The organism is Psychroserpens burtonensis DSM 12212 (assembly GCF_000425305.1).
GTDB classification, from domain to species: Bacteria; Bacteroidota; Bacteroidia; order Flavobacteriales; family Flavobacteriaceae; genus Psychroserpens; species Psychroserpens burtonensis.
In genome coordinates this window covers 13,568-28,823 of sequence record NZ_AUDE01000033.1, presented here as the reverse complement: position 1 = coordinate 28,823, position 15,256 = coordinate 13,568, and the positions used below count along the sequence as shown (strand labels likewise).

16 protein-coding genes and 1 tRNA gene are annotated in these 15,256 nt (G+C 32.6%); 7 read left to right on the top strand and 10 right to left on the bottom strand.

The features are described 5' to 3' along the window. On the bottom strand, nt 1–1,143 hold a 1,143-nt coding region (locus H593_RS19335), incomplete at its 3' end, for a hypothetical protein (protein ID WP_037052476.1). A 37-nt stretch (nt 1,144–1,180) separates the two neighbouring features. Further along, the gene (locus H593_RS0114100; RefSeq protein WP_169338371.1) at nt 1,181–3,529 is read right to left on the bottom strand and encodes a LysM peptidoglycan-binding domain-containing protein; all 2,349 of its coding nucleotides are present in this window, start codon (nt 3,527–3,529) and stop codon (nt 1,181–1,183) included. Nucleotides 3,530–3,729: 200 nt separating this feature from the next. Between H593_RS0114100 and H593_RS0114095 the strand changes: the two genes are divergently transcribed. Beyond that, on the top strand, nt 3,730–4,719 hold the full coding sequence (locus H593_RS0114095) for an FAD:protein FMN transferase (protein ID WP_051229752.1): 990 nt from the start codon (nt 3,730–3,732) through the stop codon (nt 4,717–4,719). A 256-nt stretch (nt 4,720–4,975) separates the two neighbouring features. Here the strand turns inward: H593_RS0114095 and H593_RS0114090 are convergent, their stop codons facing one another. From H593_RS0114090 to gpmI, 5 genes are all read right to left on the bottom strand, one after another. Then, nucleotides 4,976–5,344, bottom strand: a complete 369-nt coding sequence (locus tag H593_RS0114090; RefSeq protein WP_028873028.1) for a DUF423 domain-containing protein — start codon at nt 5,342–5,344, stop codon at nt 4,976–4,978. 23 nt (nt 5,345–5,367) lie between these two features. Continuing rightward, the gene (locus H593_RS0114085) at nt 5,368–6,147 is read right to left on the bottom strand and encodes a class I SAM-dependent methyltransferase (RefSeq protein WP_028873027.1); all 780 of its coding nucleotides are present in this window, start codon (nt 6,145–6,147) and stop codon (nt 5,368–5,370) included. 6 nt (nt 6,148–6,153) lie between these two features. Beyond that, nucleotides 6,154–6,972: a type I methionyl aminopeptidase gene (map, locus tag H593_RS0114080; RefSeq protein ID WP_028873026.1), complete on the bottom strand. Its 819-nt coding sequence runs from the start codon at nt 6,970–6,972 to the stop codon at nt 6,154–6,156. 234 nt (nt 6,973–7,206) lie between these two features. After that, entirely contained in the window at nt 7,207–7,620 is a 414-nt protein-coding gene (locus H593_RS0114075; RefSeq protein WP_028873025.1) for a BT0820 family HAD-type phosphatase, read from the bottom strand. A 45-nt stretch (nt 7,621–7,665) separates the two neighbouring features. After that, nucleotides 7,666–9,183 (bottom strand): 2,3-bisphosphoglycerate-independent phosphoglycerate mutase, encoded by a 1,518-nt coding sequence (gene gpmI / locus H593_RS0114070; RefSeq protein WP_028873024.1) that lies wholly within the window; start codon nt 9,181–9,183, stop codon nt 7,666–7,668. A gap of 289 nt (nt 9,184–9,472) precedes the next feature. Between gpmI and H593_RS0114065 the strand changes: the two genes are divergently transcribed. After that, nucleotides 9,473–9,856 (top strand): ankyrin repeat domain-containing protein, encoded by a 384-nt coding sequence (locus tag H593_RS0114065; RefSeq protein ID WP_028873023.1) that lies wholly within the window; start codon nt 9,473–9,475, stop codon nt 9,854–9,856. 344 nt (nt 9,857–10,200) lie between these two features. On the opposite strand, the gene H593_RS0114055 is transcribed toward H593_RS0114065, so the two are convergent. Together H593_RS0114055 and H593_RS0114050 are read right to left on the bottom strand one after the other, a co-directional pair. After that, on the bottom strand, nt 10,201–10,935 hold the full coding sequence (locus tag H593_RS0114055; protein WP_028873022.1) for a M15 family metallopeptidase: 735 nt from the start codon (nt 10,933–10,935) through the stop codon (nt 10,201–10,203). Continuing rightward, nucleotides 10,932–11,393 carry a GNAT family N-acetyltransferase gene (locus tag H593_RS0114050; RefSeq protein ID WP_028873021.1) on the bottom strand — a complete coding sequence of 154 codons (462 nt, stop codon included), beginning with the start codon at nt 11,391–11,393 and terminating at the stop codon, nt 10,932–10,934. Before H593_RS0114050 ends, H593_RS0114055 begins: the two co-directional genes overlap by 4 nt. 67 nt (nt 11,394–11,460) lie before the next feature. On the opposite strand from H593_RS0114050, the gene H593_RS0114045 reads away from it, so the two are divergent. Then, complete coding sequence (locus H593_RS0114045) at nt 11,461–11,886, top strand: GNAT family N-acetyltransferase (protein WP_028873020.1); 426 nt, start codon at nt 11,461–11,463, stop codon at nt 11,884–11,886. A 48-nt stretch (nt 11,887–11,934) separates the two neighbouring features. Then, nucleotides 11,935–12,007: transfer RNA gene (locus H593_RS0114040), tRNA-Gly, on the top strand. A 71-nt stretch (nt 12,008–12,078) separates the two neighbouring features. On the opposite strand, the gene pepE is transcribed toward H593_RS0114040, so the two are convergent. Then, nucleotides 12,079–12,786 (bottom strand): dipeptidase PepE, encoded by a 708-nt coding sequence (gene pepE / locus H593_RS0114035; protein WP_028873019.1) that lies wholly within the window; start codon nt 12,784–12,786, stop codon nt 12,079–12,081. 114 nt (nt 12,787–12,900) lie between these two features. Here pepE and H593_RS0114030 point away from each other — a divergent pair, with 114 nt between their 5' ends. Genes H593_RS0114030 through H593_RS0114020 form a run of 3 tightly spaced genes read left to right on the top strand, consistent with a single transcriptional unit; the run spans nt 12,901 to nt 15,254 of the window. Continuing rightward, nucleotides 12,901–13,713, top strand: a complete 813-nt coding sequence (locus H593_RS0114030; protein WP_028873018.1) for a membrane protein — start codon at nt 12,901–12,903, stop codon at nt 13,711–13,713. Next, the gene (locus H593_RS0114025) at nt 13,700–14,467 is read left to right on the top strand and encodes a carboxypeptidase-like regulatory domain-containing protein (RefSeq protein ID WP_028873017.1); all 768 of its coding nucleotides are present in this window, start codon (nt 13,700–13,702) and stop codon (nt 14,465–14,467) included. The genes H593_RS0114030 and H593_RS0114025 overlap by 14 nt, the downstream gene beginning before the upstream one ends. Next, a complete protein-coding gene (locus H593_RS0114020) occupies nt 14,454–15,254 on the top strand; it encodes a hypothetical protein (protein WP_028873016.1) in 801 nt (266 codons plus the stop codon). Before H593_RS0114025 ends, H593_RS0114020 begins: the two co-directional genes overlap by 14 nt. Nucleotides 15,255–15,256 lie beyond the last annotated feature (2 nt).

The following is a 15,256-nucleotide window of genomic DNA, read 5'->3' as shown; positions in this document are numbered from 1 at the left end:
ACCAGTTTCAGGCGCTCCACCAAGGATTGTAAATAAATCTATTGGTGCGTCATTCTCACATAGGTCTAATGCAGCATCAGTTCCAGCATTTGGAGGTGGGATTATTGAAATTGAAACTGTGGAAGTATTAGTCCCACAAATAGTTTCTGAATCTACTAAATATGTAAAAACATAAGGTCCACCAGTAACGGTCATGGATGTAATATCTACAGTACCTGTGCTACCGTTAGTTGTAGGGAATGGTCCCGCCCAAGAGCCATTGGTCTCAGGACTTCCTGATAAGCCATCAATTAAGTTTACAGACATGGTAGTCGCAAGCTCTGTTTCACAAATTTCTAGTATTCCATTTACACCTGAATTAGCAGGAGAATTTATTACAACAGTGACTTCAAATCTATTATCACTTTCACATGGAGGATCTACAGATGTTGCGAAATAATTTTCTCCATCAATTAAAAGTTCGTTTAGATTTAAGGGTATAACAGAACTTTGGTTGGCATACCAGTTATTAGATCCCTCAGCAACTAAATCAGCGACTGTTGGTGGCTGATCTGAGCAAAATTCTTGAATGGGATTTGCTGTTGGGACTGGAACAAAACCAATATTTACAAGAACAGATAATCGTGATGTTCTGCAGTTAGTATCTGGGTTTTCTTGATCCGCATAGTATATTGTATTATCATTTAATATCGTTGTCGGAGACAAGCTTGAGCCTCCCGAAGGTACAGTATACCATTGTACATTATTTCCAATGGCATTTAAATCTGAAATTGTCGCATCGTTTAGGTCATCGACACATACACCTTGAAAATTTAGTCCCAAAGGTTCTCCGTAAACAAAGACGTCGACACGTTCTCTTGTTCCACAAGTGCCTGTATTATCATCTGCATAGTAGTCTTCTCCAGAGATTAAGCCTTCTGAGTTTCCAATAGGTGTTGTTGACGTTTCTGTGTCATACCAAAATATACCGTTACCATTATCTGTTGCTACTAAATCTGATATAGTTGGTCCTTCTAAGTCACAGAAACTTTGATTTATGTTTATTATTGATGGACATTGAGAATGGATTTGTAATGTTCCTAAGACAAATAAAAATAAAATGGTGAGCTTTGTATAGCTAATGATTATAGGTTGTTTTACCATAAGAAAGGAGCTTCTTTATAAAGCTTAAAATTACTAATTAATTAGCAATATCTGAATTATTAAACTCCCGAATAATAATTTCATGATTATCGTAATTTCCGAAGGTGTTCTTTTTATAGTAAAATTTAAGTATTAAATACTCAGTTTTGAATGTAGATAAAGACTCTTCAAAGTCCATGTCTTGGGACAGTCTTAACATTGTGTCAAATATAATATCAAATCCTTGAAGTGCTTTTTTTGAAGGATCGATATTGTTTTTAAGCTTGTAATTATTGAAATAGTTTAGAGTTTCTGCCGTATTGGTGATTTGGTAAATATCAGGGTAAATCAGTTTTAAAATGCTAAATCTTTTTGATGATATTTCCTGATCGTTAGGTAGTAAATTAGATTCTAAAACTGCTAATTGGATATCATAATTGGATAGTAGACCTAATAATAATGTCGTAGAACTTAAAAACACACCATTTTTTTTACTGTCAATTATGATGTAATTAGTTTTACTTTTATCTAGATTTGAAATGACATCCTTATCAGAAAACTCACCATTTTTATTAGTGACAAATACCTTGGCTCCTGGTGAATGTTCTGAGATAAAGGATCTACTCTCAAGTCTATCATTATCACTGATAACAATAATATTACCGTTTTTATTGTTTATGTATTTTAGCGTTTTTAGCTTTTGAGTACTCGCAGATGGTAGCGCTTGGTAAACTGTGTTTATTTTGTAGTTTTCAGATTCTGACTTTCCAATAATTATAGGAATATTATTATTGGCTTTTGATACTAGTGCGTTTTCAATTTCTTTATTGAAATCAAGAGTAATAATAGCATCAAAAGATTTTAAATCAATATTTTCTAATGCCTTGGTTCTTTTTATATCATCAACTTTTAATAAGTTGATTTCCGTTTTTATTCCCATTTTAACTAAACTATCTATAGCTGTTTTAGCTCCTTTGTAAAATTGAATATCATTTTGTAACGCAGTATTGGAAATAGCATTGTAACTACTTATACTTCTTGTGTAGTAGTTGAATTCTATGTCGTTAAACTGCATTAACATTAGAATTTTTTTATCTTTTCTTGAAGTAATTAACGTGCTTAAATCTGTATATGAATCACGAGTATTATTAGCATTAGTATTTTTAGAATTGTTGTTTAAAGGAGCGTTAAAACCTGTAATAGGCATTTTTATGACTGTTCCAATAATTACAGATTCAGATAATTTAGGGTTTAATTTTAGAAATTCAGGTACGCTCATACTTGCTTTTTTAGAGAGTCCATAAAGCGTTTCTTTAGGGGCAATAGTATAGGATGTATAACTTAGTTTTTCAATTTCGCTTTTTTCTTTATTTAATACTGTTTTTATGGAGCTTGAATCTTCAATATTAGTCTTCTTTGCTAATTCTGAATCATTATCTTCAACGCTACTGTTGGCACTATTTTTGTCAGTTTTTAGAACTTCGTTGATTTCGTTTTTGAGTGTTTTAGTTTCCTCGTTGTCACTAGTTTTATTATTTGTATTCTCAATACTTGCTTCGTCATCACCTGATACTTGACTGATATTGCTTTTATCTAAAGTATTACTTGTTTTGGAAGGTGTTTTTATTGTAACACCATAGCGTAGCATGTCTAGAATTTGTGGGTTTAATTTCTCTAAATTAGCAATGGTGGTATTAAATGTTTTTGCAAGACCAAATTTAGTGTCGCCCTTTTTTACTAAGTATTCTGTTTTATCTTGAATTGAAGTATCTGAATCTAATAATTTGTTTGGTATTTTTACCCGTATTCCAATAGACATCTTTTCAGGGATTATTGAGGAGTTGGTAGTAATGAGCGAAGCCAAATCAACAGTGTATAACTTTGAGATGCTATAAAAAGTGTCTCCCTTTATAACGTCATGCCATTTATATGATTCAGATTGTTGAGGGTTCGCCCTTATTTTAGATGTTGATGGAGATGAATAATTAGAATTACTGATTTTGAGAACATGTCCCGCTTGTAACCCTTTTTTAATATGCGGATTTTGGTTTTCCAAATCGGTAATTGTTATTCCGATTTTTTTTGTAAGACCAAATTTTGTATCCCCAGATTTCACTTTGTAAACCAACACATTGTCAACTGTTGTGAAATCTTGTTTATCACTGTTTTTTGGTACACCAGAATTAGTACTAGAAACGGGTATTTTTAAGACCTCACCTACGTAAATCACTTTTGAAGCACTTGGGTTTAGTTTAATAATATCTGAAATAGAGACCTCGTAGATTTTTGATAACCTATATACAGTTTCTCCTTTGGTAACTGTATGGTTTTTAGTAGGGTTTTGTGCATTTCCATAAAAAAAACAGAACGAGAAAATCGCCAAAAACTTAAAAAAAACTCTTGCCATTCTATTTGATTTGTAACTTGTATTCATGGGTATCACTCTAAAAATTAAAATTAATTAATTTTCTTATTTAAAATTAGTTAACTCATCTTGTTATAAGCGTTTTATTAACAATCACTCGTTAATAAAAAGTTGTTTTTTTGTTTTAATTTTGTTCAAATTTTTAAATAGAATAATCTATCATGTATAAATGCTTTACTTACTTGTGTGTTTTTTTTACCGTTATATCTTGCAAACAAGACTCAAAACTAGATAGTACTACATCTACGTCCAATATAAAAATCAATGGACCCGTATTTGGTACTTCATACCAAGTGGTCTATGATTCTAAAATCAATTACTCAAAGCAATTTGATAGTTTATTTACTGTTGTTAATCAGTCTATGTCAACTTATATTCCAGATTCTGACATTTCCAAATTAAATAGAGAGGAAGATGTGATTTTGGATGCTCATTTTGAAAAAGTCTTTTTAGCATCAAAAGAAATTTTTGAATCAACTCAAGGCGCGTTTGATCCAACAATTGGTAATGTTGTAAATGCTTGGAGTTTTGGCGCAGATAAGAATAAATTTTTAACAGATAGCCTTACAATCGAGAATCTAATGTTAAATGTTGGTTTAGGGAAGGTGCAATCTTATCAAGTTCAAGACGGTTTTAAAGTAAATAAGCCTAAGGGTACGTATTTAGAATTTAATGCTATTGCTAAAGGTTATGGAGTCGATATAATTGGTAAGTTTCTAGAAGGAAAAAATATTAAAAATTACCTCGTTGAAATAGGAGGAGAGATAAGGGCTAAAGGTGAGAATATTGATAAAGACGCACTATGGCGAGTTGGTTTAGATGAACCGCGTTTTGATAATGGACAGTCGGTTTACAAAGCGATAAACCTTAAAGACGAATCTATGGCAACTTCTGGAACGTATAGAAAGTTTAAAACAGATGAGAAAGGAAACCGTTACACGCATATTATAAATACAAATACTGGTTATCCATCAAAAACTAATATTCTAAGTGTCTCTGTAATAGCTCAGGATTGTATGATAGCAGATGGTTATGCAACTGCATTTCAAGCCATGGGAATAGAAAAGGTTACAGCCTTTTTATCGTCACATCCAAAGCTCAAAGTATTTATTATTTTCGAGAATGATGACAAAGAATTTGAGACCTTGAATCTAAATAATTTTCCTGAATAGCTATAGGTTATCTTTTGCGATTTATTGTGCCTTAATAATGGCAACTCCTATAAAAGTTGTGTGAATTTATAGTCTACAAAAGACGCTTATTACTTGAAGACTTTATTCGAAAAGCATACTATTTAAAGGTGCTTTCTTATACAACGCCATCTTAATTTAAACAATGTTTTCAGAGTTTTCTTCGGAAAGTTTAGATACAGTAAACCTTTTTGAACGTCAAATTAAATACTGAGAGACTAATAAAAGCAGGTGGTTATTAAATCGTATTAATTAGGAGTAAAGACCAACCAATCACTAAAAGCAAACCGCCAATTGGAGTTATTGGACCTAAAAACTTAAGCTTTTTGCCCTTTGAATCAGATAAGATCAACCCATATATGCTAAAAGAAAATAAGATAATACCAAGAGCAAAGCACCAATATGTTGCAGGCGTTATGTTTTCAAAATTAAAACCTAAAACTAATAACACAATGGCATGATACATTTGATATTTCACACCAACTTCAAAGCTTTGTAACTGCTCATTAGATAGTGTTTTTTTCAAAGCATGAGCTCCAAAAGCGCCAAAGATGACTGCTAGCATTCCAAAAATAGCACCAGTGGCAATTATAATTTGTTGTGTCATTACATTAAGTTTTAGTCGTTATTTTATTTGTAAACCACAGGGATAATCTCTCCTTTCGCCAGGCAATATTTCTCTATGTTTTCTTCGGAAAGTGTAGAGGTGTAATCTACTTCGTCAACTTTAAATCCAATACTTCTAAGCTTATCAAAATAGTCATGACCATAAACCCGAACATGGTCGTACTGACCGAAGATTCTCGCACGCTCTTTTGGGTTTGTGATAGAATTGTCTTCAAATGTGGATTCTCTAGATAAATCTTGCGGAATTTGAAACACACCATAGCCTCCAGGTTTCATAACGCGATATAATTCTTGCATCGCTTTTGTGTCATCGGGAATGTGTTCTAATACGTGATTACATAAAATAATATCATAGCTATTATCTTCAAAAGGCAAATCACAAATATCTGCTTTAACATCAGCAATAGGTGATAGCAGATCTGTTGTTGTATAGTCTAAGTTTTTTAGTTTTCTAAACCGTTTTAAGAAGCACTGTTCTGGAGCGAAATGAAGTACTTTTTTTCTTTCAGTTAAACTTTCCGAAGAGAAAAAATTAGTTTCATTCTGTAAATACAACCATAATAACCTGTGACGCTCTAAACTTAATGTTGCCGGTGAGAGGACGTTATTTCGCTGATTTCCGTAGCCATAAGGCAGAAATGATTTAAAACGCTTACCATCAATTGGATCGGTGAATTTATCTCCTCTTAAAATAAACGCTAAAATAGGACGAACTATATAGCTTAGCCTAATCAATATCGGTCTTGGAACTGTGTTTAGGATTATTTTAAAGCCTTTTTTCATCAATATTTAGAGTACTAATGCTTCCTTCCTAAACTCATCCTCATCTGTAGATGTAATCCCTAAAGCTTCGTGCACATAAGCAAACGTCGATAAAATTTCTGGTTTACCGTCTACAAGAGCGATATCGTGTTCAAAATGCACACTAGGTTTCCCGTCTTGGGTTACAATAGTCCAACCATCTTTAAGTTGTCTTACTTTATGAGTTCCGCCATTAATCATTGGTTCAATTGCGACGACCATACCATCAATGAATTTTTTACCACGACCTCTGCGACCATAGTTTGGCATTTCTGGATCTTCATGCATTACACGACCTAGACCGTGACCAACAAGTTCTCTAACAACTCCATAACCTTGTGCTTCACAATGCTGTTGTATTGCAAAACCAACATCACCAACTCGATTTCCAACTTTGAATTCTCTAATACCAACGTATAAAGATTCTTTTGTGATTTGTACTAGTTTTTTAGTTTCGGGAGCAACCTCTCCAATTTCAAAAGTATAAGCGTGATCACCATAAAATCCATTCATTAGTGCACCACAGTCTATAGATACAATATCACCGTTTTTAAGTGGGATGTCTGTTGGTAATCCATGAACTACAGCTTCATTAACACTGCATAATAAGGTTGACGGACAATCATACAATCCTAGAAAACCTGGTATTGCACCTTGTGCTCTTATAAAATCTTCACCAAGTTTATCTAAATGTTTAGTTGTAACACCTTCTTTAACTTCTTTGGCAAGCATGCCTAAAGTTTTAGATACTACTAGCGCACTTTGGCGCATTAACTCAATTTCTTCTGTTGTTTTTACTATAATCATGTTTAAAAAATATGGTCAAAGGTACTTAAATTAAAAACTAATATATTTTTTGAAATATGATAATTTACATACTTTGAGAATCAATTGATCTGTAAATTTGCTTTTTGTAATAAAAGAGAAGAATCCATGTATCTATTTTAGATCTGCATGGTTATTGCTCATTGGGTGTTTCTGTTGAAGCAACTTTAGCAGCTATTGATAATACGCGTTTTGATCTAATAGGAGATAATTAAATTAACGCTTTAAAAAAGAAAAGAAGCCTTTTTTTTGTTTAGTGGTATTCATAGTCGGTTCTTCTTTAGTAATAAGTTGATAAACTTCTCCCCAGCCTAATACGCCACCAATATTTCTATCGTCTATATAAATATCTGCATAGATTTTTCTACTCACTGAATTGTCATATTTTTCTTCAGGGAAACTTTGGTTTACTGCGTAAAATGTGATGCCGTTATCTTTGCAAAAATCCACAGCGTCGTCTAGTTTTGAACCACTTCTGTAGGTCCAAAGAATAACCCTATGACCATCTTGTTGAAGACGTTTCATAGTTTCAAAAGCAAAAATACGAGGCTTGCCTACTTTTGGAAAAGCATCCTCAACTATGGTTCCATCAAAATCGATGGCTATGACAAGTTTATCTTGAAAATTCATTAATGAGTTTTTTAAAGATTCAAAAATACAATTTTTCGATTCTAATTATACTAAAGAATGTTGTGTCATTACTGTTGGTTGTTCTATTCCCATTAATTTTAATATGGTAGGGGCGATATCTCCTAAAATACCATCTTTAATTGTTGGTTTTTCGTTATCAATTAAAATTATAGGAACCGGATTAGTTGTATGTGCGGTATTTGGTGATCCATCTGGATTAATCATCGTTTCGCAATTACCATGATCTGCAATTAAGATAGTGGTGTAATTATGATCAAGTGCAGTTTCGATAACTTTTTTAACACAAGTATCAACAGCTTCACAAGCTTTTATTGCAGCGGTCATAACTCCAGTGTGACCAACCATATCGCCATTAGCAAAGTTTAAACATACAAAGTCAACTGCTCCTTTTTTAAGTTCTGGGATAAGCACATCTGTTAACTCAAAAGCACTCATCTCTGGTTTTAAATCGTAAGTAGCGACTTTTGGTGAATCTCGTAATAGTCTGGTTTCGCCTTTAAAAGGGGCTTCTTGTCCGCCAGAAAAGAAAAATGTTACGTGTGGATACTTTTCAGTTTCTGCAATTCTAATTTGTGTTTTGTTATTTCGTGATAATATTTCACCTAATGTTTCGGTTAAATTATCTTTATTGAATACTACGTTTATAGCTTTATAGGAATTATCATAATTAGTTAAGGTTACAAAATATAAATTTAACTTATGCATATTTTGCTCGTGGAAATCATTTTGAGACAACGCTTCAGTTAGCTCACGACCACGATCTGTTCTAAAGTTGAAAAAGATAACGACATCTCCATCTTTTATTTTAGCAAGAGGTTGATGATTATCATCAACCATGATAATTGGTTTTATGAATTCGTCGGTGATATTATGATTGTAATTATTTTTAATACTTTCAGGAGCATTTTGAGAATGCTCTCCAATACCATTGACTAAAGCGTCATAAGCCAATTTAACGCGTTCCCAACGTTTGTCCCTATCCATCGCATAATAACGTCCTGTGACAGAAGCAAGTTTGGTAGGCGTGTTTTTTATATGAGCTTCTAAAGAGGTAATAAATCCAAATCCAGATTTAGGATCTACATCTCGACCATCTGTGAATGCATGAACATAAGAGTTTTTTATTCCGAAGTTATTAGCAGCATCTACCAATCCAAATAAATGATTGATATGAGAGTGAACCCCACCATCACTCACTAATCCTAAAAAATGTACAGGCTTATTATTGTCTTTTGCATATTGAAAAGCATCAACAAGTGTTTGCTCATTTTTTAAGGTATCATTTTCTACCGCTAGATTTATTTTTACTAAATCTTGATATACAATTCTACCAGCTCCAAGATTCATATGACCCACTTCACTATTTCCCATTTGTCCTTCTGGTAAGCCAACGTGTAAACCGTCGGTTCTTAGAGTAGCATGAGAATAATTATGATAAAGTGAATCTATAAATGGTGTTTTGGCATTATCAACTGCAGAAACTTTTGGGTCTGGAGACATTCCCCAACCGTCAAGAATCATTAAAATAACTTTCTTATTCATAATAATGAGTTTTAATAAAAATCAAAGATAAAAGTTTAATGGTGCATATCTATAATTGAGATTATAAAATATGATTAATTACCGTTTTGTTATTTAATTATTTAGCGATTGTAAGTAGGTCAATCTTGTTTTTGATACAATTAACTTGGTTGTTTACAAATAGTTAAAAAAATGTTAATAGGGTTTTTATGTGTAACAGGGTTTAAGTTATGTCGTCTTTTAAGTATGAACTGGTTTAAGTCAGTTCAAAATCAAAAAACATAAATCAATTAATTTAAAATCTTTCATCATGAAAAAATCAGTAGTAATTATTGCAATCGCATTAGGGTTTTCATTTACAACCATCCATGCAACAAATGACATTGTAACATCTTCAACTTATGAAACCGTAACAAAAAGGGCAGTAAATCCATTTTGTATCTCTATTGTAAAAGGAGATTTGGATACCGTAAAAAAACTTATTGAGTTAGGACAAGATGTCAACAAAAAGTCTAACGGTCTGACACCTGCTATGTATGCAGCTAAATACAATAGGCTAGATATTTTAAAACTCTTAGTAGAAAAAGGAGCTAAGTTAAATGTAAAATCTGTTAAAGGGATGACGGCAGCGAAGTATGCCGAGTTATCTAATGCAAAAGATACATTAGCATATATTAAGGAATTAGATTCTTAACAAAACAGGCTTCTCTTTTAGAAGTAATAATTCGAGTTAGTACATATAACGCATCTTTTTTAAGATGCGTTTTTATATATAGATGCTCTCCTTTTTCAATTCTATTTTCTAGATTTGGTGGTATGTCAACTTGCAATTGTACTATTTGTGAAATACTGGAGAAAACAATATTTTATTCTTCTGTAGAGATCATAATAATAAGCTGTATACCTACAGTATTTGGATTTAATTGTAGTTAACTACAGTGCTTTTACGACAAAATAATAATACTAGCGTCATGTCGATTAGTAGTTTTATTTTTAAATTAATTCTTCGAATGGCTGCTCTAATTATTTTTGACAATATCACAAAAGTTCTGGGTTTATATCCAAAATATTTTGGTTGAGGTAATTCGTAATGAATTCTTCAGAAAAATGCTCACATCCCATCAATTGCTCTGAGATGATAATATCTCTCAAATCTAGTTTTTGATATGCTTTTAAATATCCTTGTGATAGTGGTTTGTAACTATAATGCCAAGGTTCATGTTTAAAGCCTTTTCTATTGGTTTTATGTGTGTAAACTAAATAGAAACCGAAAGCATTTGCATACGTATCCATCCATATTTTAAATTTTGAAAAACAACCAATACCTTCAAAATGTTTTGAGTTCAAAACAGTATTAGGTTGAAGCACATTACCATCTATTAAGTCAATGTCTGTCGCCCAATGATGTCTTGATGTTCCTGGTATTGTTGAGTATTCTATAATTTTGTTTATACTTTGCTGTTCGCTTAATCCATTATTAATATTGTTCTTGTATTTGCGTTCCCAAATCCTATTTTGGTGTTCAAAGGTCCTGTAGCTGGATACAGTTCGTAATTTAATGTCACTTTTTAAGGCCTCTTCGCTCATTTTTAAAAAGGCATCATAAGCGTCATTTCTTAGTTTAAAACCATCGCCAAATACTTCTGGATTGCCTTTGCCAATTAATTCATTGTAAGTTATATTATTGTCGGAATGTTGAAAAGCTATCTGCGGAAAAATCGCTAATCCCAATCCAATTGCTGCAGACCCTTTTATAAATGTGCGTCTCTTCATAATATCTTTGTCATTACATAATGTGTGCCAACGTTATCTATTTCAAATGAAAGTCCTACGGTTTCGTAGTTGTTTTTTTTATAAAAACCGACTGCAGTTTCCCTGGCATTAAACCATAGTCTTGCAATATGTTTTTCTTCTAGCATGAGCTCACCATAGTTTAAAAGGCGTTCTCCAAGTTGTCGCCCTTGAAATGTTTCCAAAATAGCCATACCGCGAAGTTGATATTGTTTTTCTTCGGAAAAGAGCTTGTTTTTATTTTGAAGAAACGTAGCAATACCGACCACTTGCGCATCGATATATATGCCAATGTGGATGGTTGTTTCTAAATCATCATCTATGAATTGGCAATCTTCAATTCGTCGTCCCTTTCGCAACACTGCATGTCTTACGGTGTAGGTTTCTTTGGCTGAAACTTCTCGAATATAAAATTCGTTAGTATAATTGTTTGTCGTCATGAAGTTTTAGTATCTCTCAGAATCAAACTTAATCAAAATTATTTATCTTCACTCGAAATTTATAGCCATGTCTTTCCGATTTGAAATCCTCGAAAAATCTCGTATAAATGAGATCATTCCTTTGATGCAAAAGCTTACGAGTTTTAAAGTTTCCGAAGAACTTCTTAAAGAACGTTTTGCAGAAATGGTAACTCAAAACTATGAGTGCGCTGTTGTTTTTGATGGTAATAATGTAATTGGAGTAAGCGGAATGTGGTTTTCTACGCGACATTATGCAGGCAAAACTGTTGAAATTGATCACATTTATATAGACGATACATATCGAAACAAAGGTCTTGGGAAAGTATTTTTGAATTGGATTTATGAGTACGTGCAAACGAAAGGCTGCAATACTGCAGAGCTAAACACGTATGTGCAAAATTACGCATCTCATAAATTTTATTATAATGAAGGCTTTAAGATTTTAGGTTATCATTTTTTAAAGAAGTTTTGATTTTGTACTTGCAAAAAAGTAAAGTTATTATATATTTGCGCAAGGAATGCGAGAGTAGCTCAGTTGGTAGAGCGTCAGCCTTCCAAGCTGAATGTCGCCAGTTCGAACCTGGTCTCTCGCTCTAAAATCCTTGTCAATACGACGGGGATTTTTTGTTTGCCACGAGTGCATGAATAATTTATTTCAAAACTATTATTTCAGTCCATGCAATTCACTCCCTGTCTCAATCTCATAAGGTGCTTTATCATACTCAAAAATACGCGCGTCTAATGTGCCTCTTAAGGTAGTCGTGTCTCCTTTGACTTCTAGCCAACTGCCTTCTCTAATACCAACAACAGGTTGTGTATTGAATTTGTGAAACTCCTTAATTCTGGTTTCGCGTGTTTCTCCCATATGTTTACTAGTTGGGTCTGGATCTAAATAATGCGGATTGATATTAAAAGGAACAAAACCAAAGGTTTTAAAACTTGATGGATATACAATTGGCATATCATTAGTCGTGTTTATTGTGAGTCCGCAAATATTACTCCCAGCACTAGTGCCCAGATAAGGCGTTCCGTTCTTTACTTCGTTTTTTATTGTATCAATAAGATCATTTTTATATAATTGATTCACTAAAACAAAGGTGTTGCCGCCACCAGTAAAAATTCCTTTAGCCTCTTTAATAGCTTCTTTGGGGTTGGCAAATTCATGAATGCCTTTGACTGTTTTGTCAATCTTATTAAAAGCTAAACGTACGCTTTCTGTATAGTCATCGTGTGTTATTCCGCTGGGTCTTGCGTATGGTATGAATAAAATTTCAGAAGTGTTTTTAAAAAAAATACTCAGTTCTTCTAATAGGTACTCTAAAGGTTTCCCTCCATGTACAGTTGATGTGCTTGCGATAATTATATTTCTCATGAATTACATTTTTTTGTAAATTTATATAAAGTGTTAATTTAACAAAAGTTTAGTTGCATTTTATTAATTATTTAAGCTTTCAAATGCGTTCTTTACGTAACTAAACCATATGCTATGAAAAAATCACTACTAGTACTCTTACTTGCTGTATCATTTACCGTGACATCACAAATATCAAAACGCGTCATTGTTGATGGGAAAATTATTGTTGAAGGTCAAGATGTTGATGCCATTACGGTATTCAATATTGCTACAAAAAAAGGGGTGATTACAGACGAAAATGGAGGGTTTACAATAGAAGTCGGTTTAAACGATTTAATAGAATTTAGGGCATTACAATATCAAAATTTTGATTTACGTGTTAGCGAAGCTATTATAAACTCTAAGCGTATACGTGTTTTTTTAATTGAAGAAATAAATAAATTGGATGAGATTTTAGTACTCACTAAAGGGTTATCGGGAGATTTACCAACCGATGTTTCAACGGTAAAGACGTTTAATCCTAAATTAGATGCACTTTACTTTGGGATAAAAAACAGCGACGAGTTCGAGTTTTTAGAAGATCCTCGTTCTGGTATTGAAAATGAAGCAATGCATTCACAATCTACAACTATGGTTAATGGGTTAAATATTGTGAATGTTGTGGACCAACTATTACTGCCATTATTTAGGTCTAAAGTAAAAGATAAAGAGACATCAGGAGTGCCAGATGTACCAGTGAGTTCTGTGAAATATTACTTTGGATCAGAATTTATTATTGATAACTTTAAAATTCCTGCACATCGTGTTGAAGAGTTTATTCAATATGTTGAAAACGATGAAGGTTTTGATTTTACACTCCTAAATTATGGAAGGGAGTTAGAGTTTTTAGAGGTTCTTTATAAGAAAAGTCAAGAATTTTTAAAAATTAATAGTGATAAAGAGTAACCCCTTTATTTTTTTATTACTTATTTTATTTTCTGCAGAAATAGCTGCTCAAACAAAAGATATCAAGGGTAAGATTATTGCTAGTGGTGATCTAATTGGCATTCATATAATAAATAAAACAGCGAGTAAGTTTGCAATAACAAATAATCAAGGCGAGTTTGTGATACCAGTAAAATTAAATGATACGTTACTGTTTTCTGGTATTCAATATGTGCTAAAAGAAATTTTGATAACAGATGTCATAATGCAAACTAAAGCGGTTAATGTCAATCTTGAAGATAATGTCAACCTATTAGACGAAGTTGTCGTTGGTAAGATTTTAACTGGAAGTTTAATGACAGATATTGAAAACAGTGACGCTAAACGAGAGCTAAATTTCTATGACTTGGGTATTCCTGGTTATACAGGGCCTAAAAAAACACAAAGCGAAAGGCGCTTATATGAAGCACAAACAGGAGGAGGTATTGTGCCTTTAAACCCACTGATTAATTGGATATCTGGTCGCACCAAACGTTTAAAAGAGCAAATTGAGCGTGAAGAGTTAGGGCTGGCCATTGAAGAGGCTAAAGCAAAATTCTCAAAGCTGATTTTTAATGAGAATACATTTAGTATAACGATACAAAATGAGTATTTTTATTTTTGTAGCGACGATCCCTCTTTTAAAGAATTGAGTGATTTGGGTAATGACATTAAGACCTTACAATTTTTAAAAGACAAATTAGAAGCCTTCAAAATTCACATTGAAAACGATTAAAAACATATCAGTTCTTTTTCTCATGCTGTTGTCATGTTCATATAGTGATGCTCAAACTATAGATTTAAAAGGTAAAGTCATAGCGAGTTCAGATTTAGGCAGCATTCATATCCTAAATATCACTGCTCAAGAATTTACGATTACAAAAAGTACAGGCGAATTTTTTGTGTCTGCCAGATTAAATGATACTATTCTTATTTCTAGCATACAGTATATTCCTCAAAATATTGTTATCACAGAAATCATTTTAAAATTAGAATTCCTTTCTATCACACTTGAAGATCGAGTTAATGAATTAGATGAAGTTGTTGTCGGTAAAGTGCTTACAGGAGATTTGCTTTTAGATGTTGGAAATAATGATGCTAAACGAGATATTAATTTTTATGATGTTGGGATTCCTGGTTATACAGGTAAACCTAAAACACAGAAAGAGAGAAGGCTCTATGAAGCAGATGCAGGGAAATCTGTCATAATTGCACCATTGTTTATATCGATTAATGTTCACAAAATTTTGAATAAAATTTCTGGACGTACCAAAAAGCTAAAAAATGCAGTGCAGTTAGAAGAGCAATTCAATTGTATGGATAAAGTTAAATCTAAATTTTCAAACTTACTCTTTGCTAATTATGAACTTGAAGACCATTTGAAATCCGATTTTTTCTACTACGTTGCTGAAGATCCTAAATTTGAAAGGCTTTGCAAATCTGATATTGATTTTGAAATCTATGAGTTTTTGCTTCAAAAACTCTATTTGACTAATGTAGAGAAGATAGAATCTAAAGATTAATT

Excerpts from the sequence above, each read along its gene's own strand:
- H593_RS0114100 (WP_169338371.1), bottom strand. The coding sequence starts at position 3,529 with ATGGCAAGAGTTTTTTTTAAGTTTTTGGCGATTTTCTCGTTCTGTTTT.
- H593_RS0114090 (WP_028873028.1), bottom strand. The coding sequence starts at position 5,344 with ATGACACAACAAATTATAATTGCCACTGGTGCTATTTTTGGAATGCTA.
- H593_RS0114085 (WP_028873027.1), bottom strand. The coding sequence starts at position 6,147 with ATGAAAAAAGGCTTTAAAATAATCCTAAACACAGTTCCAAGACCGATA.
- map (WP_028873026.1), bottom strand. The coding sequence starts at position 6,972 with ATGATTATAGTAAAAACAACAGAAGAAATTGAGTTAATGCGCCAAAGT.
- H593_RS0114075 (WP_028873025.1), bottom strand. The coding sequence starts at position 7,620 with ATGAATTTTCAAGATAAACTTGTCATAGCCATCGATTTTGATGGAACC.
- gpmI (WP_028873024.1), bottom strand. The coding sequence starts at position 9,183 with ATGAATAAGAAAGTTATTTTAATGATTCTTGACGGTTGGGGAATGTCT.
- H593_RS0114065 (WP_028873023.1), top strand. The coding sequence starts at position 9,473 with ATGAAAAAATCAGTAGTAATTATTGCAATCGCATTAGGGTTTTCATTT.
- H593_RS0114055 (WP_028873022.1), bottom strand. The coding sequence starts at position 10,935 with ATGAAGAGACGCACATTTATAAAAGGGTCTGCAGCAATTGGATTGGGA.
- H593_RS0114050 (WP_028873021.1), bottom strand. The coding sequence starts at position 11,393 with ATGACGACAAACAATTATACTAACGAATTTTATATTCGAGAAGTTTCA.
- H593_RS0114045 (WP_028873020.1), top strand. The coding sequence starts at position 11,461 with ATGTCTTTCCGATTTGAAATCCTCGAAAAATCTCGTATAAATGAGATC.
- pepE (WP_028873019.1), bottom strand. The coding sequence starts at position 12,786 with ATGAGAAATATAATTATCGCAAGCACATCAACTGTACATGGAGGGAAA.
- H593_RS0114030 (WP_028873018.1), top strand. The coding sequence starts at position 12,901 with ATGAAAAAATCACTACTAGTACTCTTACTTGCTGTATCATTTACCGTG.